The sequence below is a fragment of the Rhizobium sp. 007 genome (genome assembly GCF_015353075.1).
Lineage (GTDB): Bacteria > Pseudomonadota > Alphaproteobacteria > Rhizobiales > Rhizobiaceae > Rhizobium.
Window position 1 is genome coordinate 1,317,754 of record NZ_CP064188.1, and the last position, 26,240, is coordinate 1,343,993.

The 26,240-nt window shown below is 58.2% G+C and carries 21 protein-coding genes and 3 pseudogenes; 18 read left to right on the plus strand and 6 right to left on the minus strand.

The window, feature by feature from the left end:
* Positions 1-203 precede the first annotated feature (203 nt).
* The 3 genes from ISN39_RS27320 to ISN39_RS27330 are packed head-to-tail and all read left to right on the plus strand — an operon-like array spanning position 204 to position 3,619.
* Positions 204-1,895, plus strand: a complete 1,692-nt coding sequence (locus tag ISN39_RS27320; RefSeq protein ID WP_194731941.1) for an EAL domain-containing protein — start codon at positions 204-206, stop codon at positions 1,893-1,895.
* A 54-nt stretch (positions 1,896-1,949) separates the two neighbouring features.
* Positions 1,950-2,444: a ubiquinone biosynthesis methyltransferase UbiE gene (locus ISN39_RS27325; RefSeq protein WP_194731942.1), complete on the plus strand. Its 495-nt coding sequence runs from the start codon at positions 1,950-1,952 to the stop codon at positions 2,442-2,444.
* Entirely contained in the window at positions 2,441-3,619 is a 1,179-nt protein-coding gene (locus tag ISN39_RS27330; protein ID WP_194731208.1) for a class I SAM-dependent methyltransferase, read from the plus strand. Before ISN39_RS27325 ends, ISN39_RS27330 begins: the two co-directional genes overlap by 4 nt.
* A gap of 38 nt (positions 3,620-3,657) precedes the next feature.
* Here ISN39_RS27330 and ISN39_RS36840 read toward each other — a convergent pair whose 3' ends face one another.
* On the minus strand, positions 3,658-3,861 hold the full coding sequence (locus ISN39_RS36840) for a hypothetical protein (protein WP_246763446.1): 204 nt from the start codon (positions 3,859-3,861) through the stop codon (positions 3,658-3,660).
* An 87-nt stretch (positions 3,862-3,948) separates the two neighbouring features.
* Between ISN39_RS36840 and ISN39_RS27335 the strand changes: the two genes are divergently transcribed.
* From ISN39_RS27335 to ISN39_RS27355, 6 genes and pseudogenes are all read left to right on the plus strand, one after another.
* A complete protein-coding gene (locus ISN39_RS27335; RefSeq protein ID WP_246763447.1) occupies positions 3,949-5,976 on the plus strand; it encodes a SpoIIE family protein phosphatase in 2,028 nt (675 codons plus the stop codon).
* A gap of 4 nt (positions 5,977-5,980) precedes the next feature.
* A complete protein-coding gene (locus ISN39_RS27340; protein ID WP_194731210.1) occupies positions 5,981-6,535 on the plus strand; it encodes an ATP-binding protein in 555 nt (184 codons plus the stop codon).
* A gap of 17 nt (positions 6,536-6,552) precedes the next feature.
* On the plus strand, positions 6,553-6,891 hold the full coding sequence (locus tag ISN39_RS27345) for a hypothetical protein (protein ID WP_022717797.1): 339 nt from the start codon (positions 6,553-6,555) through the stop codon (positions 6,889-6,891).
* Between the two features lie 335 nt (positions 6,892-7,226).
* Positions 7,227-7,604: pseudogene (locus ISN39_RS27350) on the plus strand (helix-turn-helix domain-containing protein); the annotation flags it as partial.
* Positions 7,605-7,650: 46 nt separating this feature from the next.
* A pseudogene (locus ISN39_RS36845) lies at positions 7,651-7,821 on the plus strand (alpha/beta hydrolase); the annotation flags it as partial.
* A gap of 773 nt (positions 7,822-8,594) precedes the next feature.
* A complete protein-coding gene (locus ISN39_RS27355; protein ID WP_194731211.1) occupies positions 8,595-8,873 on the plus strand; it encodes a DUF982 domain-containing protein in 279 nt (92 codons plus the stop codon).
* Between the two features lie 105 nt (positions 8,874-8,978).
* On the opposite strand, the gene ISN39_RS27360 is transcribed toward ISN39_RS27355, so the two are convergent.
* Together ISN39_RS27360 and ISN39_RS27365 are read right to left on the minus strand one after the other, a co-directional pair.
* Positions 8,979-10,352: a GGDEF domain-containing protein gene (locus ISN39_RS27360; protein WP_194731212.1), complete on the minus strand. Its 1,374-nt coding sequence runs from the start codon at positions 10,350-10,352 to the stop codon at positions 8,979-8,981.
* Between the two features lie 9 nt (positions 10,353-10,361).
* Positions 10,362-11,132, minus strand: coding sequence for a transporter substrate-binding domain-containing protein (locus ISN39_RS27365; protein ID WP_246763448.1), 771 nt, complete (start codon positions 11,130-11,132; stop codon positions 10,362-10,364).
* A 752-nt stretch (positions 11,133-11,884) separates the two neighbouring features.
* On the opposite strand from ISN39_RS27365, the gene ISN39_RS27370 reads away from it, so the two are divergent.
* The 3 genes and pseudogenes from ISN39_RS27370 (at position 11,885) to ISN39_RS27380 (ending at position 14,987) form a co-directional block, all read left to right on the plus strand.
* Complete coding sequence (locus tag ISN39_RS27370) at positions 11,885-12,844, plus strand: helix-turn-helix domain-containing protein (RefSeq protein ID WP_194731214.1); 960 nt, start codon at positions 11,885-11,887, stop codon at positions 12,842-12,844.
* Between the two features lie 156 nt (positions 12,845-13,000).
* Positions 13,001-14,509, plus strand: a complete 1,509-nt coding sequence (adh, locus tag ISN39_RS27375; RefSeq protein WP_194731215.1) for an aldehyde dehydrogenase — start codon at positions 13,001-13,003, stop codon at positions 14,507-14,509.
* A gap of 72 nt (positions 14,510-14,581) precedes the next feature.
* A pseudogene (locus ISN39_RS27380) lies at positions 14,582-14,987 on the plus strand (DUF779 domain-containing protein).
* A 31-nt stretch (positions 14,988-15,018) separates the two neighbouring features.
* On the opposite strand, the gene ISN39_RS27385 reads toward ISN39_RS27380, so the two are convergent.
* From ISN39_RS27385 to ISN39_RS27395, 3 genes are all read right to left on the minus strand, one after another.
* Entirely contained in the window at positions 15,019-15,402 is a 384-nt protein-coding gene (locus tag ISN39_RS27385) for a VOC family protein (RefSeq protein WP_194731943.1), read from the minus strand.
* A gap of 75 nt (positions 15,403-15,477) precedes the next feature.
* Positions 15,478-16,689 (minus strand): chromate efflux transporter, encoded by a 1,212-nt coding sequence (chrA, locus tag ISN39_RS27390; RefSeq protein ID WP_194731944.1) that lies wholly within the window; start codon positions 16,687-16,689, stop codon positions 15,478-15,480.
* On the minus strand, positions 16,682-16,993 hold the full coding sequence (locus ISN39_RS27395; protein WP_074071812.1) for a PadR family transcriptional regulator: 312 nt from the start codon (positions 16,991-16,993) through the stop codon (positions 16,682-16,684). The genes chrA and ISN39_RS27395 overlap by 8 nt, the downstream gene beginning before the upstream one ends.
* 588 nt (positions 16,994-17,581) lie before the next feature.
* On the opposite strand from ISN39_RS27395, the gene ISN39_RS27400 reads away from it, so the two are divergent.
* From ISN39_RS27400 to ISN39_RS27425, 6 genes are all read left to right on the plus strand, one after another.
* Complete coding sequence (locus ISN39_RS27400) at positions 17,582-20,143, plus strand: FAD-dependent oxidoreductase (RefSeq protein WP_194731216.1); 2,562 nt, start codon at positions 17,582-17,584, stop codon at positions 20,141-20,143.
* Between the two features lie 390 nt (positions 20,144-20,533).
* Positions 20,534-21,232, plus strand: coding sequence for a CerR family C-terminal domain-containing protein (locus ISN39_RS27405; protein WP_194731217.1), 699 nt, complete (start codon positions 20,534-20,536; stop codon positions 21,230-21,232).
* Complete coding sequence (hlyD, locus tag ISN39_RS27410) at positions 21,229-22,239, plus strand: secretion protein HlyD (RefSeq protein WP_194731218.1); 1,011 nt, start codon at positions 21,229-21,231, stop codon at positions 22,237-22,239. Before ISN39_RS27405 ends, hlyD begins: the two co-directional genes overlap by 4 nt.
* Positions 22,236-23,978, plus strand: a complete 1,743-nt coding sequence (locus tag ISN39_RS27415; RefSeq protein WP_194731219.1) for an ATP-binding cassette domain-containing protein — start codon at positions 22,236-22,238, stop codon at positions 23,976-23,978. Before hlyD ends, ISN39_RS27415 begins: the two co-directional genes overlap by 4 nt.
* Positions 23,975-25,123: an ABC transporter permease gene (locus tag ISN39_RS27420; RefSeq protein WP_194731220.1), complete on the plus strand. Its 1,149-nt coding sequence runs from the start codon at positions 23,975-23,977 to the stop codon at positions 25,121-25,123. The genes ISN39_RS27415 and ISN39_RS27420 overlap by 4 nt, the downstream gene beginning before the upstream one ends.
* 1 nt (position 25,124) lies before the next feature.
* A complete protein-coding gene (locus ISN39_RS27425; RefSeq protein ID WP_194731221.1) occupies positions 25,125-26,237 on the plus strand; it encodes an ABC transporter permease in 1,113 nt (370 codons plus the stop codon).
* Positions 26,238-26,240: the final 3 nt, after the last annotated feature.

Below are 26,240 nucleotides of genomic sequence, written 5' to 3' on the forward strand. Positions count from 1 at the left end.
ATTTGTTATTCTTTAGATAAGCTTTCTGTCATATACGATCGAGAACCCGGTGGTCACACGGCCGCAAGATAGCGCGTTCTGGTAGAGCTCTGCGTTGACTACAACGAGGCTCGCTCTAGTTCTGATACGGAACAGATTTGGGTTCGGCAGGATGTATCGATAACGGACCACGTAAACCGAGGCGGGTTGAGGAGGGTGACCCCATGCCGGAAAATCGTGCGAATTGGCCGCAGCCGGCTCCGCAGAAGTCCGAATTCGGCAGCCACGCCGAGGGGCTGTTTTCGCTCTGGGGTCACGATCTCGGGCTTATCGACTGGTCTGAAAAGCTCAAGGAGCGCCTGGACCTTGCTGACGAGGCCCCCGTAACTTTGGGGGATGTGTATCCCGACCTGGCAAATCCCGACCTCGCTGCCCTCGTTCAGCTCGTCGTCAATACCGGCAAGCCGAGGACCATTCGTCTCGGCGCCGGTGAATCCGAGCGGCGCAATCTGCTGTTGTTCCAGGCCAGGGCCGGCCTTGCGATCGTCGAATTTGGCGGCGCTGACATCGATGAGACTGCAAAAGCGCAAGAGCTGGACCGGGCGTTACTCCTTCACCAGGCAACCCATGACGTTTTGACCGGGCTGCCCAATCGCCGCCAATTCAGCGACAAACTGGGAAAGGTTCTCCCAGTCCGTGCAAAGGCGGGCCTTGCACTGATGCAGATCGATCTGGACGATTTCAAGCCCGTCAATGATACGCTGGGCCATGGAGCCGGGGATATCGTCCTAAAGCTTGCGGCCGAGAGGATTCGAAAGACGCTGGGTAAAGACGAGACCGCCTACCGCCTTGCAGGCGACGAATTCGCCGTCATACAGATCGCCCGGGAGCAGCCGGATGAAGCCGAAAGATTAGCAGAGTCGCTGATCGCCGAATTTCGCAAGCCCTTCACGGTGGACGGAATTACCGTGTTTGTCGGTGCTAGTATCGGCGTTGCGATTGCACCTCGCGACGGCAATGAGAGCGAGCAGTTGATGAAGGCTGCCGATGTTGCCCTTTATGCCGCCAAGAAGGACGGACGCCGGCGCGCGCGGACCTTTAATCCGAGCATGCTGCAGGTTCTGGAACAGCGAGAGGTATTGAGACGGAGCCTTCGGGTTGCGCTGCAACACCGTGAATTCTTTATCGAATATCAGCCGCTGGTCGATCGGTCGTTGGCGATCGCCGGCTTCGAAGCACTGCTGCGCTGGCGCCACCCAATCCTCGGAGTGATTTCCCCGATTGCCTTTATCCCGATGGCGGAATCAGACGGCCTTATGAGCGAAATCGGTCAATGGGTGCTGGAAGAAGCGTGCCGGCAGGCCCTGTCCTGGCCCGCCCACTATACTGTTGCGGTAAACCTATCTCCCGCCGAATTTTTAACCTCGGGCCTGACCGACCGAGTGTCGCAAACCCTCGACGTCGTCGGACTGCCCTCGGAGCGCTTGGAGCTCGAGATCACCGAAACCGTGCTGCTGGAGCGCACGATCAACAATCTTGATACCCTGAACACGCTCAACGTGCTTGGCATCCAGATTTCCCTCGATGACTTCGGGACCGAGTATTCCTCTTTGAGTTATCTGAAGAACTTTCCCTTCGATAACATCAAGATAGACAAGTACTTTATCAACGACCTGCCTGATGATCAGAAGAGCCAGACCATCGTCCGCTTCGTCATCGCAATGGCCCATGGGCTTGGCATGCGCGTGACTGCCGAAGGCGTTGAGACGGCCGAACAGGCCGCCTGGCTGCAGGCGGAGGGATGTGACCGGTTGCAAGGCTATTTCCTGAGCCCTCCTCTGGGGGCCGACATGGTTGATGAATTTATTCGCAAGCACGCTGACACGGGACCCGGTAATGATCGGGCCAAATCCTGAAAAGTGAAGCAGCAATTCGCCGAGAGGTGTGGGTTGAAGAATCAAGAAGCGGCAATGGGCCCCGCATTTGACCAGTTGCTCAGTCTGAAGATGGACATGGCGAGCTTTACCGCCGACTGGCTGCATTGCGATCAGTTGTCCAACTACGTCGCTCGAATGGTCAGCCATGACCGTCGCGATCCTGTGCGCCATTCCAACCTGCTTTCCTCAGCCCTTAACGAGCTTCTGGAGATGTCGTTTCGCTCAGAGGCGGATGATGGTGACTTTGTATGCAATTTTTATCGCTGCCAGCAGACCGAGCGCATCGAGCTGATCTTTCCTTGCCCGCCAGAACAGCGACAATCCTACAAGAAGATTGTCCTGGGATTACAAACCGGCCGGGCCCTTATAAATTATTTCAACGTGATCACCAACGATGCCGCCTCCGATGGCCAGGCGATCCTGCTCGGATTGGTTGTGAATTATGACGCGGAAATCCAGATCCGCGATTTGGATATCGGCGCACTTGCATTCATTGTCGACCTGCCGCTCGAAAGGCTACTGAATTGACTGCACAAAGTCCTTCGCCTGTCTTTACAGCGCAATTCAACATCAACGATCAGGAATTCTCCCTCGCTGGCGTGCTTCGCCCTCATTCCACGGCTGAAATTGCCGACGATCTCTTGCTGCTGCGAAATGGAATCGAGACCGTCAGCGGTGTTTTATACGTCAATCTAAAGCGCGTTACGCATATGAACAGCACGGCATTTCGTGCCTTGACGCGGGTTTTGATCGATGCTTCGCGTTCAAGGCCCGAAATCAAATTTGTGGTCGTCGCATCAAGCGTTGTCGCCTGGGCGGCACGGATGTTCCGGCATTTGAGCGATCTTTCGCCGAACATTGCTATCGAGGTCTACGACTCGGCTTTTTATCCCGGCCAGACATTCGTTGAAAACCAAAGCTTCATTCCAATCCTCAGAACGCAGACCAAGATGACGTGGCGGCATGAGAGAGAGATATTGCCGCGTCATGGGCTTCGCAACGGCATGGTGATTGCCGACATCTGTTGCGGCATTGGCGATTTCGCGATGCTTGTCAGAAAGGAGTTCGGTCCTGCAAGGATCGTTGCGCTAGATCATTCCTCGCCAAGCCTCGACTATGCCCGTGATGTTGCCGAAAGCTTCGGTGTCCGCGATATTGAATACACCTACGGCGATGCATCGCAGATGTTGTTCGAAAGCGACCAGTTCGATTTCGTGACCTGCCGGCACTCGTTGCAAATCTTCGATCGCCCCGAACTGCTGCTCAGGGAGCTCTATCGGATCTGCAAACCTGGCGGCCGGGTTTACATCACCAACGAGAAAAACTCCCATTGCCTCGGGGAACCGCGGGCCGACAGCATCCAATGGACCTATAACGAGGTCGCCAAGCTCTTCAGTCATTTCGACATGGACGTCGAAATGGGGCCAAAGAGCTTGCGTCTGTTGCTGGACGCGGGCTTCGAGGCGGTGAAAATGGAAAGCTTCATGGTCACCAACCTCGACGGCGATCCCCAGGAGTTCGCAGACGTCATCGCGGCATGGCGAGATGTCTACGCAGGCGAAATGTCTGTCCGCAGGGGCGATTCAGCGGAGTTCGTCGAACGTTTCAGACAAGGATTCGCCGACCATATCTTTGCGGCGCTTCATCCAAAGGGCTACGCCGGCTGGCCCATTTGGGCAGCGTCCGGGCGAAAACCGCTATGATGACCGCGCCGATCAGGAAGCCAAGCCTCGGACCGCGCTCATTTCGCGCGAAATTCATGATCGTTGTCGGTGGGGCGGTCCTTTTTGACCTGCTTGTCAGCGGCGGTCTCGCCCTTTGGAATGTCCAGCGACTTTCTCGGGATGCGACGGCGGAAGTGGGACACGGCCTTGAACGGGCAAGCCAAGACTATATCCGCTCCTATACCGATTCCACGGCCGCGCAGGTTGGCTTGCTTCTCCATCAGGTCCATTCCGACGTCAAGGCGTTGACAGGCGTGCTTCAGGGTCAGATCGATCAACCAACGAGAAACGGGGAGATTGGAGCCGCCATGGCAAGGGCGGCTCCAGATGCGGTGACCGTGACGTTCGACCCCAAGGGTCAATGGGCGCAGAACCTTCCAGGGGCGCCGTCGGTCGTCAGCGTATGGGGCTACCTCCTGGACAAGGATCGCCATCCGCTGCCGCAGGTGCAGACCGATATCGAGACGAGTGCGGTCCTTGATCTTGTCGCCCCCGACCTCTTGAAAAACGGCGCATCGAAGCTGCAGATGTACTATATCGGGCCGAAAGAGCGCCCGATCTTCAGGACGGCACCTTATACAGATCAAGCGCAGACTTTCGATCGGCTTTATCCCGGTCACAACAGCGCAGACTTTTGGGATTTCTTCTTTCCCGGTCTTTATGAATCCTGGCAGAAGTGGGCAAGCGACCCTTCCTTGCGGCCGGTACCTGACAATATCACCCAGACTGCTCCCTATACGGACGCAATCACGGGAAAACTGATCGTCAGCTTCTTCCATCCGCTTTGGACTGCCGATCGGCGTAGCGTGGCGGGAGCTGCCGGAGCAGACATCACCCTTGACCAGCTCGCCGAAATTGTCGAGCGCGTGAAGGTCGCCGAAAGCGGCTTTGGCTTTCTAACCATGTCGGACGGCAACGTCGTTGCAATCAACCCTGCCGGGGAAAAGATCATCGGTCTTCGCTCGGCGAGCGACGCCACGAACAAGGGCGTGACCGGCCTTGACCGCTCTTTACGCAACAGTTCCCAAAAGGAGGTCGCCTCACTGCCGCTTGATGCCGATGGCGTCATAAGGCACATCTCGCTGAACGAGAGCGGCGAAAATGTTCCTTATCTTGTCGTTACAAAACAGCTAAACGCAACCAATCTTTGGATAAACGGACCGGTTCAGCGCGAGGTCATGTCGCTCGGCATCGTTGTGCCCGAGCGTGAAATCTATGCCTCCCTCACTGCCGCCAGAGATCAAATATCGCGGGCAACCAACCGCATTCTGATTTATCAGATCCTCGCGGTTCTCATGTCGATGCTCGTCGTCACGGGGGCGGTCTTTGTGGCGTCAAAGCGAATTACAAGCGGGATCAGCGCACTGGCGGGTGCCGCCAAGCGCATACAGACAAAGGATTATTCTGTCAGGGTCGATATACCCACCAAGGACGAAGTTGGCGAGGCTGGTCTCGCGTTCAACCGCATGGCCGAGGAGATCAGCTTCCATACCGAAAATCTCGAGAACCTGGTTGCTGAGCGCACGAAGGAAATTGAGGTGGCCAAAGAAGAAATCTCGATCCTGAACGGCCAATTGACGAGCGAAAACCTGCGCCTCGGTGCCGAACTGGATGTGGCTCGGCAGATTCAGCTTATGGTGCTGCCCCGCGCGAAAGAGCTTGCGGCAATCGAGCAGTTGGAGATTGCCGCCTATATGCGCCCCGCCGACGAGGTCGGCGGGGACTACTACGATATCCTGCAAAACGGAGCTCACCTGAAGATAGGCATTGGCGACGTGACGGGCCACGGCCTCGAAAGCGGTGTTTTGATGCTTATGGTGCAGTCCGTCGCCCGCGCGCTACAGGAAGCCGGCGAAACGAACCCCTCAAGGTTCCTCAGTTATCTGAACCGCACGATCTACAAGAACATCGAGCGGACGAAAATCGACAAGCACGTCACGCTGTCATTTCTGGACTATGATGGCGAGCGTTTGACGATTTCGGGCCAGCATGAGGATCTGATTGTCATTCGTCATACCGGCGCGGTCGAACGGATCGACACCAGCGACCTCGGCCTGCCAGTGGGACTTGAATCTGATATATCGTCTTTCATCGTTACCCGCGAAATACCCTTTCACAAGGGCGATTTGATTGTCCTTCATACCGATGGCGTCACCGAGGCAGAAAATCCCGAAGGCGAACTATTCGGCATCGAGCGGCTTTGCGAAAACACCCGCCGCCTGCACGGTCGCACAGCTGAGCAGGTGATGAACGGCATTCTCGAAAGCCTCATGGCCTATATCGGAACGCAAAAGATACATGATGACATTACGCTCGTCGTAGTGCGGCATAGGTGATGGCATGACAACGGTCCTATATGGGCAGGAGCATCTCGCTTCGTTTGACGCGACGCACGCCGTTCAGCTGCGGCTACTCGATGGCCCTCTTTACCTTGCCTGGAAACACTCCGGCATGACGTCGGATTTCATCGCCGAGATGATGGCGCTCCGATTTCGACCGTCGAAGCGGCGCTATAATCAGGTCCGACAAGACATCGGCTACCTGACGAACGAATTGATCGAAAACGCCATCAAGTTTCGTGCTCCAGGCGAGATCGCGATCGAAGCCATGGCGGAAGACGACAACTTTAAGATGAGGATATCGAATTTTGTCGACAGGCAGACGGCAGCCAGGTTCCAGCGGTTGCTGTCGAGCATAACGCAAGGCGATCCGAGCGATCTTCTCATCCAGCAGATCGAGGCGAGCGCTAAAACGGCCGGTAGCGGTTCCGGATTGGGATTGCTGACTTTGATGAGCGACTACAAGGCAGACCTGGCTTGGCTCTTCGAGGAGGACCGCCCCCGCAACCGTGCAAAACTTGAAACATATGCCGCAATGCCAATTTCACCGTCATGAACCGCGAGAAAAGTGCTATGGAAATCAGAGAAGAAGCGTTCCGCGTCTGGTCCGAGGGCGGTACCGTTTATTTTGACGGAACCATGCGGCTGGCAGGCCCGGATGCTTACGCACCCATTCATGCTTTGGCCATGAAAGCGCTCGAAGAGGGGGCCGGTAAGGCCACTTTCGACGTGACCGGACTTCAATTCTTGAACTCCTCCGGTATAAACCTGCTTGCCAAATTGACGATCGAGGCTCGCAATCACCCGGACATTCATTTGACCGTACGCGGTTCTTCCCAAGTCCCGTGGCAGATCAAATCATTGCCCAACCTCAAGAAGTTGCATCCAGGCGTGGATCTGCGGCTGACCTGACACGTGTGTGTGTGTGTGTGTGTGTGCATCAGACCCGTTCGATGCCCCGAGTGATTGTCGGATACTCGCCTCCACCGTGAGGCTTGCTTAGCTGCATTCATTCGGCGGCCGTCGAGCAAGCAGATGCGCTTCAGAACGCTCCTGACGGCCAATTCGGGTGAAGTCGCGCTGGCTATCTGACAGATTTCGCCGCAATATCGGCAGGAATTAACGTTCGCCGAAGCCGGAGCCGATGGTGATACCCCGATAGATCACCTTCTGCAGCACAATGGCTAGTCATCTGGAACTGAAGTTCATTACATTGTACGCTTGACCTCTTCATGAGAGGTTGAGCAATGGCAAATGCGACTGGCCGACCGACGGCACCATTAGTTTTGAGCAAGGCGGAACGGGAATATTTAGAACGACAGGTACGGAGGCATCGCGTTGCTCGCTCCATGTCGGAACGGTGCCGGATCATTCTTCGCTGTGCCGACGGAATTCCGAGCAAGGTGGTTGCGGGCGAGCTGGGCGTGCATGAACACACGGTTGGCAAATGGAGACGACGCTTTCAAGATCGGCTCGATGGTCTGCTCGACGAAGTTCGCCCTGGTCGGCCCCGGACGATTGACGACGATCAGATTGCTGCTGTGATCGAGCGCACGCTGCGGTCAACGCCAAGCGATGCGACCCATTGGTCGATCCGCTCGATGGCAGGGGCCACAGGCTTTTCAAGGTCGACAACAGCTTATGACACGACCTTCAGGTGACTAGCGGGAACGGGCCACTGAGCTCAAGACCATCGTCGGTGCGCTTGCCGATGGTTGCACTTGGCTAAAGACGACCGAAATCCTCGAAAGGCGCGGCTTCCACGTCATCCAGGAGCCTTCCACCTCGCTTGCTGATGACGTAGCGGCAACGAAGCGTCTATTGGATTTGCAGGACGGGCCGGAAAAGGTCGCGGACGTCATCGAGATGGCGGCCAAAGAGGCGGGCAAGTAGCCTTCGGTATGCGGCAGGCGGCGGGAACCCTGAACCGTGTTACGCTCCCTGCCGCTTCACGCTCGCGGGTCTATCCTGCGCGGCTCGATATGTCGGACGACGGCAGCCCGGTGGCGTTCGAGATTGTGGAGCAGAAGAGCCGACACCCGTTGGAGCCGATGTCGTGGCGTCTTCACAGTGAGAGCGATACTGACCCGTGAGCCTTAACGCATTATGCGGATTCAACCCCCGGCCGGCTTGCAGAAGAAAGCGGCAACTTTAGCCAAATTCATAGACCAGTGCCACGATGCCGATGAGGCAAAGCAAGGCGAGAATGATGCGTTCTGTCCTCGGTGTCATAGCAGCCACCACATGGGCAGTGATCCCATTAAAAAGATCAGCACCACCAGAGCGAGGTAAATTGCCCAGCCGATACCCGGATGAAGCCTGGCCATCACATTACGCAAATATTGTAAAATGTTTGGTCTTGGGCGAGCCTTGTCTCCCTTGTCCTCTCCGCTTCGATCAGTGCGTGGGCCAACCATTGAATTAACCCGGGCCCCGTGTTGCCTGTGACCAGCGCTCTACCAGCCACGAATATAGGCATGGGCAATTGGGTAAACGCGCAACAAGCCTGTTTGTTTGACGCTGTGGTCTTGATTGCGCCATCCGGGCCATCGCCGGCATCGGGCACGGGTTTTGCAACGCGTGCTGGTACGACGGTTTAACGGAGGCAAAGTGTTATGAAAGGAAACGGTTTGGCGTTTCGGCCGGTCGGTTTGGCGATGCATCGCATCGGCGAGTATCGGGTCGTTAACTCTGTGGGTCTTGCAGCCGATACGCTACTGCAGCACTGGCCGACCGATGACGGAGAGGATTTTTCTGAGGCAGTCATGGCATGCCTTGACGGATTATACGACCGAATACCTCCCGAAGACGTGCGGGCAGCATTTATCAAGGCTGCGCATGAAGCGAACATTATCGTCATCGAATTGGTGAGACCCCCGCATCCGCGCAACTGATGCCGCGCGTGTTGCTGGCGGCACGCATGAAGGACGAGTTGGCAGTAGAAAGCCGTGCGAAGCCCTTATGTTGCCGGCATTGGTGAAACTGCAGCTGACGGATGCTCAGCCCGCCTTTGAAATTCCAATATCGAGCGATGCGACCTGAACATTGTTGCGTCCGTTTTTCTTTGCGGTGTAGAGGGCACGGTCTGCTCTTGCGATTATGTCTGGCGGCTGATCGGAAACACTGTTCGCGACAGCGATGCCCACGCTGGCGGTTAGTCTCAGAAATGGCCCTGTTCCTGTCTCAATGTTGAGCTCCTGCACAGAACGCCTCAGCCATTCCGCGCGCTCAATCGCTTGCTCGAGCGAACACTCCTCCAGGACGACCACGAACTCTTCCCCGCCGTATCGCGCTGCAAGATGGTTTGCTTGCCATGGCACCGATGTCAGCACATTCGCGACAGCCACAAGAGACCTGTCGCCTGCAAGGTGACCGAAAGTGTCGTTGACGGATTTGAAGTGGTCGATATCGATCATCATGATCGCAACGCCGGGCGAGCTTATTGCCGGACGGGTTAAGACTGCCGCCAGATAGCTTTCAAAGGTCCGTCGGTTCGCCAAGCCCGTCAAAGGATCTTTTTCCGCCAATCCTTGCAGGATCGAATTGGTGCGGTGCAAATCGTCGGATACTTGGCCGTAGGCAACGATCGCCGCATCAATCATCGCGAGTTCCGAAATGAGTGGAAGGCGTTCCAGCGTCAGGACCGGTTCATTCTTGCCAATGCGTTCCAAGTTCTTAATCGCAGCGCCGATGGGTGCAGCAAGATGATGCTTGGCAGCAATGAGTATTGTGACGGCGAAAAGGCCAGGAACAACCAGGATGAGGAGCCACCCAACCTGCATGTAACCCGCACTGTTTTGGATTTCGCTGGCGATATTGTCCGCCACGACGGCAGCATCGCCGCTCAACTGAGCCCCCATCGCATCGAGATCACGTATGGCCCTCTCATAGGCCTGCGTCGCCAGCCGGTCGAGTTCATCAACGACCCGTGCGTCGATAGAATTGGCGGAGGGCGACGGTTGCGTCGAGCTTTCTTTGTCGCGGGCCTGCTGGCGAAGCTTGGCGATCGTTTTGGCTTCGTCGGCGACTTTTTGAGATCTCTCAACCAGAAAACCGTTGTGATCGAACGAAAAGCCTTGCGCGAGAGCCTGGATTTGCAACTGGATCTGGCGCTCCAGTCTGCGGTCTTTCGCCAAAAAAATCGACCGAACAAGAGAAGAGAGACGCTCGATTTTTACCGCATTGCGCGTTTGCGTCAGGATCAGGGGGATCTGTACATCGCGCGTAAAGTTCGCTTGTGTCTCGATCCTTTTCAGAAAGACGAACGAAAAAGCCGCTGCAATCAGCGTATATGCCACGACGCCGAGCAGAAGAAATCTTGCAACAGCGCTGAGTGAGAGCTGACGCCGTTTCGGGGCGCTATTTTCTTCCATTCCATCGGCTCAATAAATGCTGAACGGGAAATAAGCGTCGTTGATGCGGTCGTAGACACCGTTGAGTTTAATCTGCCTCAGTGCGGCATTCACCTTCTGGATCAGGCCCGAGTTTCCCTTCTTCGCGGTGATGTGCGCCGAACTTTGAAGAAACTCGCTGGAGATTGGATCTCCCACATATCCAAAGCGCGCACCTTCCGTGGTCTGCAGGAAGCTCAAAAGTTCAATGGCATCGCCGATCAAGAGATCGGCCTGGTTGTCCAGAAGAAGGCGTTGGGCACCGGGTTGATCCTTGGCCAGCAAGGCCTTGCTTGCACCATAGGCCTTTTGCAAATACTCCGCCTGGATCGTGTCCTGTGCTGCCGCAATCCGGACGCCGGAGAGGGCTGCCGGCGCACTATCCTGGAACTTTTCAGCGTCGCCGACCAGCACCGAATGAGAACGGTAGTATGGAGCGGAGAACTCCATTTTTTGAGCGCGCTCTTCGGTAAACGCCATGCTTGCGACGATCATGTCGTATTTATCATCCGACAAGCCTTGAACGATCTCGGTCCAGGGGACGGCGACAAACGTGCAATCAACGGCCATTTGCTGGCAAAGCGCTTTGGCGATATCGACGTCGAAACCAGCAAGCTGACCGGATGCATCCTGAAAATTAAATGGTGGGTATGCGCCCTCCGTCGCGACTCGGAGCTTTTCATTCGCCGTCGCGAGATCAATCGAGCCTGCGAAAAAAAGTACTGCTGCAAGTGCGAACCGGCCGATCATCTGTTCCCCCATCTTCCGTCCTTTGAACATATTAGAAGGAAATAGATAACAAACGATGATGGCATCCCATCGATTTCAACGAATTTGGGGCCAAATCCGAGGTTCCATTCGCACCCAGGGCGCCACTCGGCACCATCTCATTTTAAAGATGTCAGCGTCCAGCATCGCAGGACACGCTGGCGGAATACCGGCATCGTTTGCCGTCGGCCAAATCGTCGGACTTGTCGTTGCGAACGCGCCGGCAAAACCACACCACTCAATGCGATCGCCGAAGAGCTTCCCTTCGGCGGCAATCCTGTGGGGCTGAAGACCATGTCGCAAAGACGCAGGCGACGGTGCTGATCGCAATCCACGATTTCATCCCCGGCCGCGCTGCACAGCGACACCATTTTGCTGTTGCGCGCGGTGCGACTTGCGGGATTGGACACATTCGAGACTGTCGTTACACCGGAAACCCTTCACGGGTTTATGGAATCGCGGCCAAATTTGTCACGTCCCGATTCGGCACGCTCATGATTTTGCCGCTTTCGCCGTGATCGCCATCAACCAACCAACCGAGCTTGGCAACGTTCGGCGCTCCGGAACATCCGGCAGATGTAGCGTCATCGCCCCATTTGACGCTGCGTCGGATGCACCCCAGAACACCAACTGTCGCACGACTGCGACAGTTCGGCGAGCCATGCGACAATCTTCATATTCCAGAAGCATTGCAGAAACCCGTGACTTCCGACAGATTGCTCTTGCGTGTTCCGTGGGAGGAGCCGATGCACGAACACTCCGCACATGCGGGTCATGTCTATACATGCGCGCAGCAGAAATCAGCGGCGGCAAGTTCACCAATTGTGGCTTCATGGCGGCGTTGCATGACCATGCATCAGCTGGCGCCGGAAGATGTGCGCATACCTTTGCGGCTCACCGATCACGAGTTTCGGCAGGCACGCGAGCAATCGGAACAACTGATCAAGGATGCTGCAGACGAGCTCGACCGGCTTTTTACGACGGTCGGTAAGGCCGGCTGCTGCTTGCTGCTCACGGACCGCAACGGCATTGCGCTGGAACGGCGGGGCAACGCCGGCGACGACAAGGAGTTTCACGATCTCGGCCTCTGGACCGGATCGATTTGGACGGAGGCAAGCATTGGAACGAACGGCATCGGCACTGCGCTGGCCGACGAACGCGCCGTTGCGATCTTCCGTGACCAGCATTTCTTCTGTTCCAATATCCGGCTCAGCTGTACGACCGCGCCGATCCGCGATCATCGCGGCCAGCTCGCAGCCGCACTCGACATTTCCACCTGCCGCGACGATGTCAACGAGATGACGTTGTCGATCCTGTCGCAGACCGTGCGCGACGCAGCCCTTCGCATCGAGCTCAATATCTTCCGGAGCGCCTTTACCGGCGCACGTTTCCTGATGGTCCCCTCAGGCGCGAATTCGGCGGCCGCCTTGCTTGCCGTGGACAAGCACGACCTCGTGCTCGGAGCTACCCGCGCGGCGCGGCTGGCACTGAAGCTCGACGACCGGCAGATTGCGGCGGGCATTCCCGCGGCCGATGCGCTTCATGAAAGCTGCGCCGCAAACGGCAAGGCTCTTCTGGAAGCTGAGCGTGCGGCGCTTTTGCGCGCCCTCACCCGAACCAACGGCAACGTCTCGCGGGCTGCGATGGATCTTGGCATGAGCCGGGCAACCCTTCATCGCAAGATGAAGAAGCTCAATCTCCACTGAACGTCTCTTGTTCTTTCCGAAGTGCGATTATCATGTCGCAACGCTGCGACACTGTGCACTGCAACAATACCCCGCCAGTCTGGTTCGTACGGCAAAAGATGCTCAGAATTCCTCCACTGGTTCACTCCTGAACCTGGCTCATCTAGGGAGGATGACATGCTGCATCAGAAGATCGTCGAATCGCCGTTCAAGTTGAAATACGGCAACTTCATCGGGGGCGAGTGGCGCGAGCCGATCGAAGGCAAATACTTCGACAACATCACGCCGGTCACAGGCGGCAAGCTTTGCGAAATTGCACGCTCCGACGAAAAGGACGTCAACGCGGCGCTCGATGCGGCCCATGCCGCGAAGGACAAATGGGCGAAGACTTCGGCTGCCGAACGCTCGAATATCCTGATGAAGATCGCCCAGCGCATGGAGGACAAGCTGGATTTGCTCGCCCAGGCCGAGACGTGGGACAACGGCAAACCGATCCGCGAGACAATGGCGGCCGACATTCCGCTTGCCATCGACCACTTCCGTTATTTTGCTGCCTGCATACGTGCACAGGAAGGCTCTATCGGCGAAATCGACCACGACACCGTCGCCTATCACTTCCACGAGCCGCTTGGCGTCGTCGGCCAGATCATTCCTTGGAACTTCCCCATCCTGATGGCAGCCTGGAAGCTTGCTCCGGCCCTTGCGGCCGGCAATTGCGTGGTTCTCAAGCCGGCCGAACAGACACCGGCTTCGATTCTCGTGTGGGCCGAACTCGTCGGCGATCTGCTACCGCCAGGTGTCCTCAATATCGTCAATGGTTTCGGCCTGGAAGCCGGCAAGCCGCTTGCGGCCAGCCCGCGCATCGCCAAGATCGCCTTCACGGGCGAGACCTCGACCGGCCGACTGATCATGCAATATGCCAGCCAGAACCTCATTCCCATGACCCTCGAACTCGGCGGCAAGTCGCCAAATATCTTCTTCGCCGACGTCATGGCCGAAGACGACGATTTCCTTGACAAGGCGCTGGAAGGCTTTGCGATGTTTGCGCTGAACCAGGGCGAAGTCTGCACCTGCCCCAGCCGCGCCCTGGTTGAGGAATCGATCTATGACCGCTTCATGGAAAGGGCCGTCAAGCGCGTCGAAGCCATCAAGCAGGGCAACCCGCTCGACAGCGCGACAATGATCGGCGCGCAGGCATCGAACGAACAGTTAGGGAAGATCCTCGCCTATCTCGACATCGGCAAGCAGGAAGGAGCCGAAGTCCTGGCGGGGGGCACGCGCAACGATCTCGGCGGCGAACTTGCCAACGGCTATTACGTCAAACCGACGATCTTCAGGGGGCATAACAGGATGCGCATCTTCCAGGAAGAGATCTTCGGCCCGGTGGTATCGGTCACGACCTTCAAGAATGAGAATGAAGCGCTGGAGATCGCCAACGACACGCTTTACGGCCTGGGAGCAGGCGTTTGGACGCGTGACGGAAGCCGCGCCTACCGCTTCGGTCGCGAGATCCAGGCGGGCCGCGTCTGGACGAATTGCTACCACGCCTATCCGGCGCATGCAGCATTCGGCGGCTACAAGCAGTCTGGTATCGGCCGCGAAACGCATAAGATGATGCTTGACCATTACCAGCAGACCAAGAACATGCTCGTGAGCTACAGCCCGAAGGCGCTCGGCTTCTTCTGAGGAACGGGTTGATCATAAATTGCTGCCTTCTCCCTTTTCGGGGAGGAGGCTTTTCGGCATGAAGGAACCAGGATGGAAACGACCGTTACCGGAGAACCGCGCGTGCTTGCAACGGATGCGGCGCTTGTTCTCATCAGCGAGATCCGCCGCGACCATCCCGATATCCTGTTTCACCCGTCCGGCGGCTGCTGCGATGGGTCGTCGCCGATTGTGTTACCCGTCAAATAAATTCCGCGTCGGGGAGACGGATGTGAAACTGGGCGAGATCGGGAGCGTGCCTGTCTATATCAGTGCCCGCCAGTTCGAGGTCTGGAGGCATACGCAACTGATCATCGATGTCGTCCCCGGCCGCGGCGGCATGTTTTCGCTCGCCAACGGGCGCGAGAAGCGTTTTCTCACCCCCTCGCGCCTTTTGGGCGGCGCGACCTGCGCCATCCCGGATCAGCGCACAAGCGCTTTCGATGTCCCTAGCGTTTGAGAGCTCCATCGGCTGCGCATGTTCGCAAAGCTCATTTCTTCGGCGCTTCGAACAGTTCGATCGGATTTCCCGCAGGGTCCTCGAGAAGGATCTGCCTGCCGCCCATTCCTTGCACGATTTCGTTGCGGAACCGTGCGCCGGCTTGGCGCAGTGCTGCGACCTGTGCCTCTATATCCGCAACTTCGATCTGAATACGATTCCAGCCGCCGGGCTCTGGCTTGCGCCCATCCGGCATCGCCTGTGGTGCTCCGCCTGGTCCGGTCATTGCGCTTAGGAGAAGGCGAAACCCATCTTTGGTGAGAATGGCGAAGCCTGGCGCGGGACGAAACGCGACAGAGAAGCCGAGATGCTGTTGGTAAAAATCGACTGCTGCGTCGACGTCGTCAACGATGTAACGCACGCTGATGCCTGACATGGAATTTTCCTCCGTTGTAGCTCTCGTTACTTCACCCCGATAATTGGCAGATGATTTGCTTTTGCCCAAAGGCCCTCAAATGGGATGGAGGAGCGCACCGCTTGCTGCCAGCAGCAAGACGACGATCCAGGGTGGCATCTTCCAGACGACAAGCAAGAGGAACCCTGCGAGTGCGAGTGCAAAATCCACGGGCGAGAGTACAGCGTTTGTCCAGACCGGGCTGTAGAGCGCAGCACCAAGGATCCCGACGACGGCGGCGTTCGCGCCGCACATGGCGGCCTGTGCCGCGGGTCGCAGCCGAAGCGCGTCCCAGAACGGCAGCATGCCGTAGACCAGCAGCAGGCCCGGCAAAAAGACGGCGACAAGGGCGATGACCGCCCCGGCGAGCCCGTTGGGCGCAGGCCCCATGACCGCGCCGAGATAGGCGGCGAAGGTAAAAAGCGGTCCGGGCACTGCCTGCGCCAAGCCATAGCCGGCGAGAAAGGCCTCGTTCGTCACCCAACCAGGCGTCACCACTTCCGCCTGAAGCAACGGCAGCACGACATGTCCCCCACCGAACACCAGAGAGCCCGAGCGATAGAAGGCGTCGAACAGCGCGACAGCCTCATGGCCGGTGAAGCCGGCAACAAGCGGCGGAACCAAGAACAAGACCGCGAAGAAGATGAGCGCGATCGCGCCGCCCCGGCGCGAGACTGGGAAGCTGAGTCGTCCGGCCTGCACAGGGACGTCCGCGCGGCAAAGCCAGAGCCCGGCAACAGAACCAAGTGCGATCGCGCCGGTCTGGCCGAACGTTCCCCCGATGAACACCGTGATCGCAACGGCGGCCAGCGCAATGCCGGCACGCTCACGGTCAGGCGTAAGAGCCTTCGCCATACCCCAGATCGCCTGCGAGACAACGGCAACGGCTACCAGCTTCAGGCCGTGCAGGAAGCCTTCTGCTACGGGTCCGGTGAAAGCCGCGGCACCGAGCGCAAAAACAAGGAGCATGGCGGCCGATGGCATGGTGAAAGCGAACCAGGCTGCGAGCCCGCCAAGCAAGCCGTTGCCGCGCAGGATACCGAGCGAAAAGCCGAGCTGGCTTGACGCCGGTCCCGGCAGAAATTGGCAAAGCGCCACGAGATCGGCATAGCCGGCCTCGTCGATCCATCTGCGCCGGACCACCAACTCGTCCCGGAAATAGCCGAGATGCGCGATCGGTCCGCCGAAGGAGGTCAGCCCGAGCTTCAAGAAGACGCGAAAGACTTCACCGGGATTGCCACGCGGGCGCTCGACTGCAAACTCAGGCAGAGCTGTCTGGGAGGATTTCACGAAATAGCTCCTTGGCTTTTTCCTTGGCCTTTTCGAGAGCGACAAGGCCGTAGGGTGTAGCGTTGTAGATCCGCCGGCGCGTGCGGCCCACGCGTTCGATACGTGAGGCCAGATAACCTTTCTTCTCCAGAGAGTGCAGCATGGGGTAGAGCGTCCCGGCGCTGACTTTGTACCCATGCCGGGCCAGTTCCTCGATCATCCACAGGCCGTGCAGATCGCCCTCGGCGGCGTGATGGAGCACGTGGAGCCGGATAAAACCGGAAAGAAGATCCTGATATTCCATTCCTCGCCATCAAAAATAGATATTCGATATTCGATATCGGGAATCGAGTGTAACAGGAAGAGTTCGGCCCGCAAACCCGCCAGCACGAAGCCGGTCGACAAAACCCATTCATAGGAAAATACCGATGGTCAGTGAGGCGACCTGCGCGAAGACATCGAGAAAGTAACCCAGACTGCAAGCGATATCCGAAATCGCAGCCGAAGTGCTCGGCGGCCTGAAAAAGGCCTTCAGCGACTACGAACAGACGAACGAGCCTGCCTGGCGATGATTTGAGGAACGTTGCCTATTCAGCTTTCCATATCATTTGGCGACTATGATCGTCGCGGCTCGCAGCTGAGCTGCCGACTTTCTCACCTTTCTGCCCGCAGATCCACGGTCTGCAGCTCTCCGCCTGTTCAAGACAATGGTTCCGGAACCATCGAGGCCTGCATAGGACGTACCGTGCCGGAGTGCAGGAGAATGGCTGCCCCAGATGTCTTGAACAGGCGAGGCTTTTGACGGATCGCTACATTTTTATGTCGTGGATCGACTGTAGTCGCGCCATTGCGTGTACTAGATTCGGCGCAACAAAGTTCGAGGGCGCATGTGATGGCAGAATTTCCACAAAAAGCGAAAGTCGTAATTATTGGGTTGGGCGGCATTGTCGGCGCATCGATTGCGCATCACCTGATCGAACGTGGCTGGGACGACATCGTCGGCATCGACAAGTCGGGCATCCCGACAGACATCGGCTCGACGGCGCACGCCTCCGACTTCTGCTACACGACCAGCCATGACTATCTCTCGGTCTGGACGACGCAGTACTCCATCGATTTCTACGAGAAAATGGGCCATTACGCCCGTATCGGCGGCCTGGAAGTTGCACGCACCGGCGACGACGCCTGGATGGAAGAGATCAAGCGCAAGCTGACCTCGGCTAAGGCCTTCGGTACCCGGGCATATTACGTCAGCCCGGCCGAGATCAAGGAAAAGTTCCCGCTGATCGAGGAGAGCATGGTTCAGGGGGGCCTGTTCGATCCCGATGCCGGCCTCGTCATTCCACGCTCGCAGACCGTCGCCGGCAAGTTGGTCGATGCTGGCGAAAAGGTCGGCAAGCTCAAGGTTTTCGGCAATACGCCCGCCAAATCGCTGATCGTCGAGAATGGCCGCATCAAGGGCGTCGTCACTCATCGCGGCACGATCATGGCCGATCATGTCGTCGTCTGTGCCGGGATCTGGGGTCGCCTGATCGCCGAAATGGTCGGCGAAGATCTTCCGGTCATGCCGGTCGACCATCCGCTGACTTTCTTCGGCCCCTACAATGAGTTCGAAGGCACGGGCAAGGAAATCGGCTTCCCGCTTTTGCGCGACCAGGGCAACTCCGCCTACATGCGCGATACCGGCGACCCGAAGACCACAGAAGGCGGCCAGATCGAATGGGGCTATTACGAAACGACCAATCCTCGCCTTTGCCATCCGCGCGACATTCTGGAAAAGCATGAAGCTCGCCTCTCGCCCTCGCAACGCGACCTCGAAATGGAGCAGATCCTCGAGCCGCTGGAGCGCGCCATGGAGCTCACCCCGATCCTCGGTGAACTGGGCTACAATGAAGGCCATTCCTTCAACGGTCTCTTGCAGGTCTCTGCGGCTGGCGGCCCGTCCTGCGGCGAAAGCCAGAAGGTTCGCGGCCTCTGGTACTGCGTCGCCATCTGGGTCAAGGACGGCCCCGGCTACGGCAAGCTGATCGCCGACTGGATGACGGACGGCCGCACAGAGATCGACCATGCCAGTATCGACTATGCGCGCTTCTATCCGCACCAGCTCGAGGAAAAATTCATCGAGGGCCGTACATTCGAGGCTGCCCAGAAGATCTACTTTCCCGCCATACATCCGCGCGAGCCCTATGCCACCGGACGCAACGTCAAGCGCTCGCCTTTCTACGAGCGCGAGGTGGAGCTCGGCGGATACTTCATGGAACTTGGAGGCTGGGAACGCGCGCACGGCTACAAGGCGAACGAGCATCTGCTTGAAAAGTATGGCGACCGCGTTCCGGTTCGCGAAAACGAGTGGGACAACCGGCACTTCTGGCGCGTATCGAATGCTGAACATCTCGCCATGAGCGAGGATTGCGGAATCGTCAACCTCAGCCACTTCTACATGTTCGACGTCGAAGGTCCGGACCATGTCGAACTGATGGAATGGATCTGCGCGGCCAAGATCGGCGGTGATGCCAACGTCGGAAAGGGCATCTACACGCACTTCCTCGATGACGAAGGCATGGTCCGTGCCGACCTGACCGTGATCCGCATGGCCGACCGCTGCCGCGTCATCGACGGCGCCGATGCCGGCCCGCGCGATTTCCATTACGTGAAGCGCATCGCCGAGGACAAAGACTTCAACGTTACCGTCACCGAGGTGGCCGAGAAGTACATCACCATCGGTATTTGGGGTCCGAATGCGCGTGCAACGCTGAAAAAGGTCGTCGCCGATCCGGCCGGCCTTGATCCCGAAAACTTCTCTTTCGCGGCAATCAAACCGATCGAGATCGCCGGCAAGTCCGTCACTGCCTTCCGCATTTCCTATGTCGGCGAACAGGGCTGGGAACTGCACATGAAATATGAGGACGGCCTTTCTGTCTGGGATGCGCTGCGCTCCACCGGCGTTATGGCGTTCGGCGTGGAAACTTATGCCAATTCCCGCCGCATGGAAAAGAGCCTGCGCCTGCAGAACGCCGACTTACTTACGCAGTACAACCTCATCGAATCCGACCTCGCCCGTCCGAAGGTCAAGGAAGCTGACTTCCGCGGCAAGTCCAAGCATCTGGAATACAAGGCTCGCGAGCACCAGCCGGCCATGCTCTGCACGCTCGTGATGACCGACAATGTCGACAGGAGCGGTGTTGCCCGCTACCCGGTCGGCTCACTGCCGGTCATGGATCCGGCCACGGGCGAAACGCTGGTGGACGAACTCGGCCGCCGCTCCTATACGACGTCGATTGCCTATGGCCCGACCATCGGCAAGAATATCGCGCTGGCCTTTCTGCCCTGGTCCTATTGCCAGGTGGGCCGCGAGCTCGACGTCGATTACTTCGGCGAGACCTATCCCGTCGAAGTCGTCGCCGTCGGCTACAAGCCGCTCTACGATCCGGAAAATTCGAAGCCCCGGAGCTGACGTCAAGAACAACGGGTTCACCGAACCCGTTGCCTCGTCCCATGACGGACGGGGGCGCTGCGCTCGCGTTATCCACGCTGCAATATTGAACGCCAGCACAGCGCGTTCGCTACGCAATATCACAAACAACGAGGCTGATAATCTCGCGCGCAAACTCGCGGAAGTCGTCGGCACCAGCAATTGCTGTGATTGTCGGCCGCAAGTAAACGATCCACGCCCGCCGCCAGAAAAAAACGCCGAGGCGCGTCGCGGCGCGTGCGTGGCAACAACGGCGCCACCCATCGTCTACCCTCAGAGCCCAGCCATCCTTGAATACTTGCCAGTCTTCCAGCCGCAGCTTTATAATTCATTCGATTGACTGATACATGGGAACGCCATATAATAGCCCTCATGAACGAAACCGGCACCAAAAAAGCCGAGGCATCCCGAAGCGAGGTTACCCGCGAGAGGCTGCTTGCGGCGGCACTTGACGTATTTGGCCGATACGGCTTTGACGGCGCTAGTACGCGCAAGCTTGCCGATACGGCAGGCGTCAACCTACAAGCCATCCCCTATTACTTCGGCAGCAAGGAAGGGCTCTATATCGCAACGGCCGAATACCTGGCGGGAATTGTCGCCGGACATGTCGCCGGCATCCGCCATCGCGTCGGCCACCATCTTGCGGAAATCGATGAAACGAACACGCCGTTGAATGCGTCGCAGGCACGGCTCTTTCTGACGGAAATCGTGGAAACAATGGTAGTTCTTTTCGTCAGCAAGGAGTCGGAGGCCTGGGCCCGCTTCATCATCCGCGAGCAGCTGGAGCCGACGGCGGCTTTCGAAAGGGTCTATGCCGGCATCATGGGACCGATGATCAATATGGCACGGCGGCTGATCGGGGCGATTTTGAAAGACGACCCCGCCTCCGAGAACGTGCGTTTGCGCACCCTCTCCTTCGTCGGCAGCCTTCTGGTATTCCGGATGGCGAACGCCGCAGTGCTCGCGCAGATGGAATGGGATTTAATCGGCGAAGAGCAGATCGCAACGCTGCAGGCCCACGCGCGCAACCTTGTCGCGCTGCTCGAACCGGCGAAAGGACAAACAGAATGAACAAGATCATTCCGGCTGCGATCCTTCTCGCCGGCGCAGCCGCAGCCGGCTGGTGGTACGATGTGCCGTCGAGGCTCGGCTGGGCGCCGCAAGGCGCAAAGGAGTTCACACTCTACGGAAATGTCGATATCCGCCAAGTTTCGCTCGCTTTCCGGGTGAGTGGCCGGCTCGAAGAGGCACGCGTCGACGAGGGCGATACCGTCAAGCGCGGTGCTATTCTGGCGCGGCTGGACAACGAACCTTACGACTATGCGGTCCGTTCGGCGGAGGCAACCGTCGCCGCGCTGCGTGCCACACTCGACAAGCTCAGGGCCGGTCCACGGCCCGCAGAGATTGCGCAGGCAAGCGCATCTTACAACGAAAGCCTTGCTGACCTGAAAAACGCCAATCTCGCTTACGACCGCGCCCGGCAGCTGCGGCCGCAGGGTACGGTTTCTCAAGCGGGTCTCGATCAGGCGACGGCTGCAAGAGCAATGGCTGCGGCACGTGCGGAATCCGCAAATCAGGCGCTGGTGTTGTTGAAGGAAGGCAGCCGCGCCGAAGACATCGCAGCTGCGGCAGCGCAGTTGAAATCGGCCGAAGCCACTCTTGCAACGGCGCGGACATCGCTTGGCGATACGGAGCTTCGGGCACCCAACGACGGCATCATCCTGTCGCGGATCAAGGAGCCCGGTGCGATCGTATCGTCCGCCGATGCCGTCTATGTGCTATCGCTGACCGAGCCTGTATGGGTCCGCAGCTATGTCGCAGAAGTGGAACTCGGTCGGATCCATCCGGGCATGGCGGTCAAGGTCACGTCCGATACCAAACCGGATCACGCCTATGACGGCAGGATCGGCTTCATTTCTCCGGTTGCGGAATTCACGCCGAAATCTGTCGAGACGCCGGAACTTCGCACCGACCTCGTCTATCGTCTGCGCGTCGTCATCGAAAAACCCGGGCCGGATCTTCGCCAGGGCATGCCGGTGACGCTTCGCCTTCCATCATTGCAGGCAGCGAAAAAATGAGTGCCGCAGAAAGACCTCGCGATACCGCCGAACTCGTTCACCTGGAGGACGTGACGAAGCGGTTCGGCGAGGCGAAACCGGCACTTGATGCAATTTCGGCCTCGATCCGCGGCGGCGAGATCACCGGGCTCGTCGGACCCGACGGAGCAGGCAAGACCACGCTTATCCGCCTGATGACCGGTCTCATGCTTGCGGAAGGAGGTACGATCAAGGTGCTGGGCTTCGAACCGCGCGACGGATCGGCTGCCATCCAAGCTTCAATCGGCTACATGCCCCAGCGCTTCGGGCTTTATGAGGATTTGTCGGTCCAGGAAAATCTCGATCTCTACGCCGACCTTCGCGGGCTGCCAAAAAGCGAACGGGCAGCGACCTTCGATGAACTTCTGACCTTCACGGACCTGAAACACTTCACAGGCCGTCTTGCCGGAAAGCTCTCGGGCGGCATGAAGCAGAAGCTCGGCCTTGCTTGCGCGCTTTTGAAGAAACCCCGCCTTTTGCTCCTTGATGAGCCCGGCGTGGGTGTCGATCCGATTTCCCGGCGCGAGCTTTGGAAGATGGTCGAGAATTTGACAGCGGAAGGCATCGGCGTCGTCTGGTCGACGGCCTACCTCGACGAGGCCGAGGCCTGCGATCGCGTCCTGCTGATGAATGAGGGCAAGCTGCTTTTCTCCGGTGAACCGACGGATCTGACGGGCCAGGTCAAAGACCGTGTCTTTCGGTTGACCGGTGTTTCGGGTCGGCGCCGTCAGCTGCTCGCGAAGCTTCTCGACGAGGACGGCGTTATCGACGGTGTGATCCAGGGTGAAGCGATCCGACTGGTAACCGCGACCGGCCACGATGGCGTGTTTGCCGCAGCCAGTATCGCAAAAGTTACCCCTACAGAACCGCGTTTCGAAGATGCTTTCGTCGACATGCTGGGTGGAGGGCCAGGCGGTCGGTCGAGGCTTGCGGAGGCGCAGCAGCCTCTGACCGGCAAGGACGACAAGCCGGTGATCGCAGCGAAAGGTCTCACCAAACGCTTCGGCGACTTCACAGCAGCCGACGACATTACGTTCGATGTTCCGCGCGGCCAGATATTCGGGCTGCTCGGACCGAACGGCGCGGGCAAATCAACGACTTTCAAGATGCTGTGCGGACTTTTGAAGCCGACGAGCGGCGAAGGCCGGGTGGCCGGCTTCGATCTGCGCCGCGATGCGGCACAGGCACGCAACCGCCTCGGCTACATGGCGCAGAAATTCTCGCTTTATGGCGATCTCAGCGTCGCGCAGAATCTCGATTTCTTTGCCGGCGTCTATGGACTGAGCGGCCAGCGCAAGCGCGAGCGCACGCAGCTGATGACATCGATCTTCGATCTTCAATCGCGTCTTGCGATGTCCGCAAAGGACCTGCCGCTCGGGCTCAAGCAGAGGCTGGCGCTTGCCTGCGCCGTCATGCATGAACCTGAGGCGCTCTTTCTCGACGAACCCACCTCAGGCGTCGATCCGATTACGCGCCGCGAATTCTGGACGCATATCAACGGGCTCGTAGAAAAGGGCGTCACCGTCCTCGTCACCACGCATTTCATGGACGAGGCCGAATATTGCGATCGCATTTCGCTGATCTATCGGGGCCGTTCGATCGCACTCGGTACGCCGGATGAGCTGAAGGCGCGTTCTTCAAATGCCGACAACCCCGATCCGACGATGGAGGACGCGTTTATCGCGCTTGTTCAAGCCTCGCAGGAGAGGACTGCGGCATGACGCTCCCTCCCCGCGCACCAGTGTCTCCCTCTAGCCCAAGCCGCCGTTTTGCAGCATTGGTTCGCAAGGAAAGCCTTCAGGTCATTCGTGATCCGAGCAGCATTCTGATTGCATTTGTGCTGCCGCTCATCCTGCTCTTTCTATTCGGTTACGGCGTTTCGCTGGACACGACGCGGACGCGTGTCGGATTGGTCATCGAAGAAGCAACACCGCTGACGAATGATCTTGCCGCAAGCTTCCAGGCATCCCGCTATTTTTCCGTGACGACCGGCCGCGACAGACGGCTCTTCGCAGAAGAGCTGGTCCTTTCCCGCATCCGCGGCATCATTGTCATCCCGGCGGATTTCACCCGGAATTATGCAGCAGGCAATCGGCCGCAGGTCCAGGTGATCGTCGACGGTTCCGATCCCAACACCGCCAATTTCGTGCAGAACTACGTCCAGGGCACTGTGGCAAACTGGCGGCTCCAGCAGCAGTCCGAAATTGCCGCAGGCGGGCCGCCGATTTCCGCGGAGCAACGCTTCTGGTTCAATCCGGAACTGACCAGCCGGTCATTTCTGGTGCCAGGCTCGATCGCAATCGTCATGACGCTGGTTGGAACGCTTTTGACATCGTTGGTCGTTGCCCGCGAATGGGAGCGGGGCACGATGGAAGCGATGATGGCAACGCCGGTGACGGCCGCCGAGTTGCTTGCCGGCAAGATACTCCCCTATTTCCTGCTCGGCCTGACATCGATGACGCTTTGCGTGCTGCTTGCCGTCTTTCTGTTTGGCGTTCCGTTTCGCGGTTCCGTCCCGGCGCTCTATGCCCTGTCCGCCGTTTTCCTCATGCCGGCGCTCGGGCAGGGCCTGCTGATTTCGGCTGCCACCAAGAACCAGTTCCTTGCCTCGCAGCTGGCGCTGATTACGGCCTTCCTTCCCGCCTTCCTGCTGTCCGGTTTTCTCTTCGAGATCAATTCGATGCCGACCGTGATCCAATGGATCACATTCATCGTGCCGGCGCGTTATCTGATCCCCAGCCTGCAGACCGTGTTCCTGGCCGGCGATATCTGGCCGATGTTCCTCCATGCAATCCTCGTGATGTTTCTGATCGGCTCTGTCTTTTTCCTGCTTGCCGCACGCAGCACCAGAAAGAGGATTGCGTAAGATGTGGTGGACGCGTCTGAAAGCGCTTATTGTCAAAGAACTGCTGGCCGTACTGCGCGATCCGAGAGGCCGTACCATCCTGATCGGTCCGCCGATCGTGCAGCTCCTGGTCTTTTCCTATGCAGCGACGCTCGAGGTTCGAAATGTCGATGTGATGCTACTCAGCCGCGACAGCGGCTATTGGGGGCAAGAACTCGTGCGGCGCATCGAGGGTTCGCCGACATTCCGCAAGGTGATCATCGCCGGCACGCCAGCCAGCGTGCGGGATGCTATCGATCGCCAGACGGTAACCGCCGCAATCGAAATTGGTGCCGATTTCTCACGCAGGATCGAGGCGGGAGAGCCGGCCGATCTGCAGGTCATTCTTGACGGCCGGCGCTCCAATGCATCGCAGATCGTTTCGGGATATCTCACGCAGATTGTCGCGACATTATCCGCTGAGACGCCTGCAGGTGTCCGAGGAGCTGTCCGTTCCGTCACGACAGTGCCGCGCAACTGGTTCAATCCCAACCTGCTCTTCCAATGGTTCATGGTGCCGAACCTGATCGCCAGCATTGCGCTGCTCATCGGGCTTATCGTCACCGCCCTTTCGATCGCTCGCGAACGCGAGCTCGGCACCTTCGACCAGTTGATGGTCTCGCCGCTTCGCACCCATGAGATCCTGATCGGCAAGCTTGTCCCGCCGATGATAATCGGGCTCTTTCACATGACGGTCTATATCCTAGCGGCGATCTTCATCTTCGGCGTGCCTCTGCGCGGTTCGCTGCTGCTTCTTTACGGCAGTTCGCTCTTCTATCTCGCATCGGTCGCCGGTCTGGGGCTTTTCATCTCCGCCTTGTCGATGACGCAGCAGCAGGCAATTCTCGGCGCCTTCCTGTTCATGGTGCCGGCTATGCTTCTTTCCGGCTTCGCAACGCCGATCGAGAACATGCCCGACTGGCTGCAGCCGGTCACACTGATCAACCCGCTGCGCTACTTCCTGGTGATTGTAAAAGGCATCTTCCTCAAAGACATTCCCCTCATGGAGGTGTGGCACCAGACATGGCCGCTTTGCGTGATTGCTGCCGGAACCTTAAGCGCAGCCTCGTGGCTGTTTCGCAGAAGGCTCGAATGATCA

What these genes read in the sequence shown, in the direction of transcription:
- ISN39_RS27360 (WP_194731212.1), bottom strand. Translation starts at nt 10,352, where the DNA reads ATGGAAGAAAATAGCGCCCCGAAACGGCGTCAGCTCTCACTCAGCGCT.
- ISN39_RS27325 (WP_194731942.1), top strand. Translation starts at nt 1,950, where the DNA reads ATGGGCCCCGCATTTGACCAGTTGCTCAGTCTGAAGATGGACATGGCG.
- ISN39_RS27355 (WP_194731211.1), top strand. Translation starts at nt 8,595, where the DNA reads ATGAAAGGAAACGGTTTGGCGTTTCGGCCGGTCGGTTTGGCGATGCAT.
- ISN39_RS27340 (WP_194731210.1), top strand. Translation starts at nt 5,981, where the DNA reads ATGACAACGGTCCTATATGGGCAGGAGCATCTCGCTTCGTTTGACGCG.
- ISN39_RS27345 (WP_022717797.1), top strand. Translation starts at nt 6,553, where the DNA reads ATGGAAATCAGAGAAGAAGCGTTCCGCGTCTGGTCCGAGGGCGGTACC.
- adh (WP_194731215.1), top strand. Translation starts at nt 13,001, where the DNA reads ATGCTGCATCAGAAGATCGTCGAATCGCCGTTCAAGTTGAAATACGGC.
- ISN39_RS27370 (WP_194731214.1), top strand. Translation starts at nt 11,885, where the DNA reads ATGCACGAACACTCCGCACATGCGGGTCATGTCTATACATGCGCGCAG.
- ISN39_RS27405 (WP_194731217.1), top strand. Translation starts at nt 20,534, where the DNA reads ATGAACGAAACCGGCACCAAAAAAGCCGAGGCATCCCGAAGCGAGGTT.
- hlyD (WP_194731218.1), top strand. Translation starts at nt 21,229, where the DNA reads ATGAACAAGATCATTCCGGCTGCGATCCTTCTCGCCGGCGCAGCCGCA.
- ISN39_RS27385 (WP_194731943.1), bottom strand. Translation starts at nt 15,402, where the DNA reads ATGTCAGGCATCAGCGTGCGTTACATCGTTGACGACGTCGACGCAGCA.
- ISN39_RS27320 (WP_194731941.1), top strand. Translation starts at nt 204, where the DNA reads ATGCCGGAAAATCGTGCGAATTGGCCGCAGCCGGCTCCGCAGAAGTCC.
- ISN39_RS27335 (WP_246763447.1), top strand. Translation starts at nt 3,949, where the DNA reads ATGGCAAGGGCGGCTCCAGATGCGGTGACCGTGACGTTCGACCCCAAG.
- ISN39_RS27400 (WP_194731216.1), top strand. Translation starts at nt 17,582, where the DNA reads ATGGCAGAATTTCCACAAAAAGCGAAAGTCGTAATTATTGGGTTGGGC.
- ISN39_RS36840 (WP_246763446.1), bottom strand. Translation starts at nt 3,861, where the DNA reads ATGGAGAAGCAAGCCAACCTGCGCGGCCGTGGAATCGGTATAGGAGCG.
- ISN39_RS27365 (WP_246763448.1), bottom strand. Translation starts at nt 11,132, where the DNA reads ATGGGGGAACAGATGATCGGCCGGTTCGCACTTGCAGCAGTACTTTTT.
- ISN39_RS27395 (WP_074071812.1), bottom strand. Translation starts at nt 16,993, where the DNA reads ATGGAATATCAGGATCTTCTTTCCGGTTTTATCCGGCTCCACGTGCTC.
- ISN39_RS27425 (WP_194731221.1), top strand. Translation starts at nt 25,125, where the DNA reads ATGTGGTGGACGCGTCTGAAAGCGCTTATTGTCAAAGAACTGCTGGCC.
- ISN39_RS27415 (WP_194731219.1), top strand. Translation starts at nt 22,236, where the DNA reads ATGAGTGCCGCAGAAAGACCTCGCGATACCGCCGAACTCGTTCACCTG.
- ISN39_RS27420 (WP_194731220.1), top strand. Translation starts at nt 23,975, where the DNA reads ATGACGCTCCCTCCCCGCGCACCAGTGTCTCCCTCTAGCCCAAGCCGC.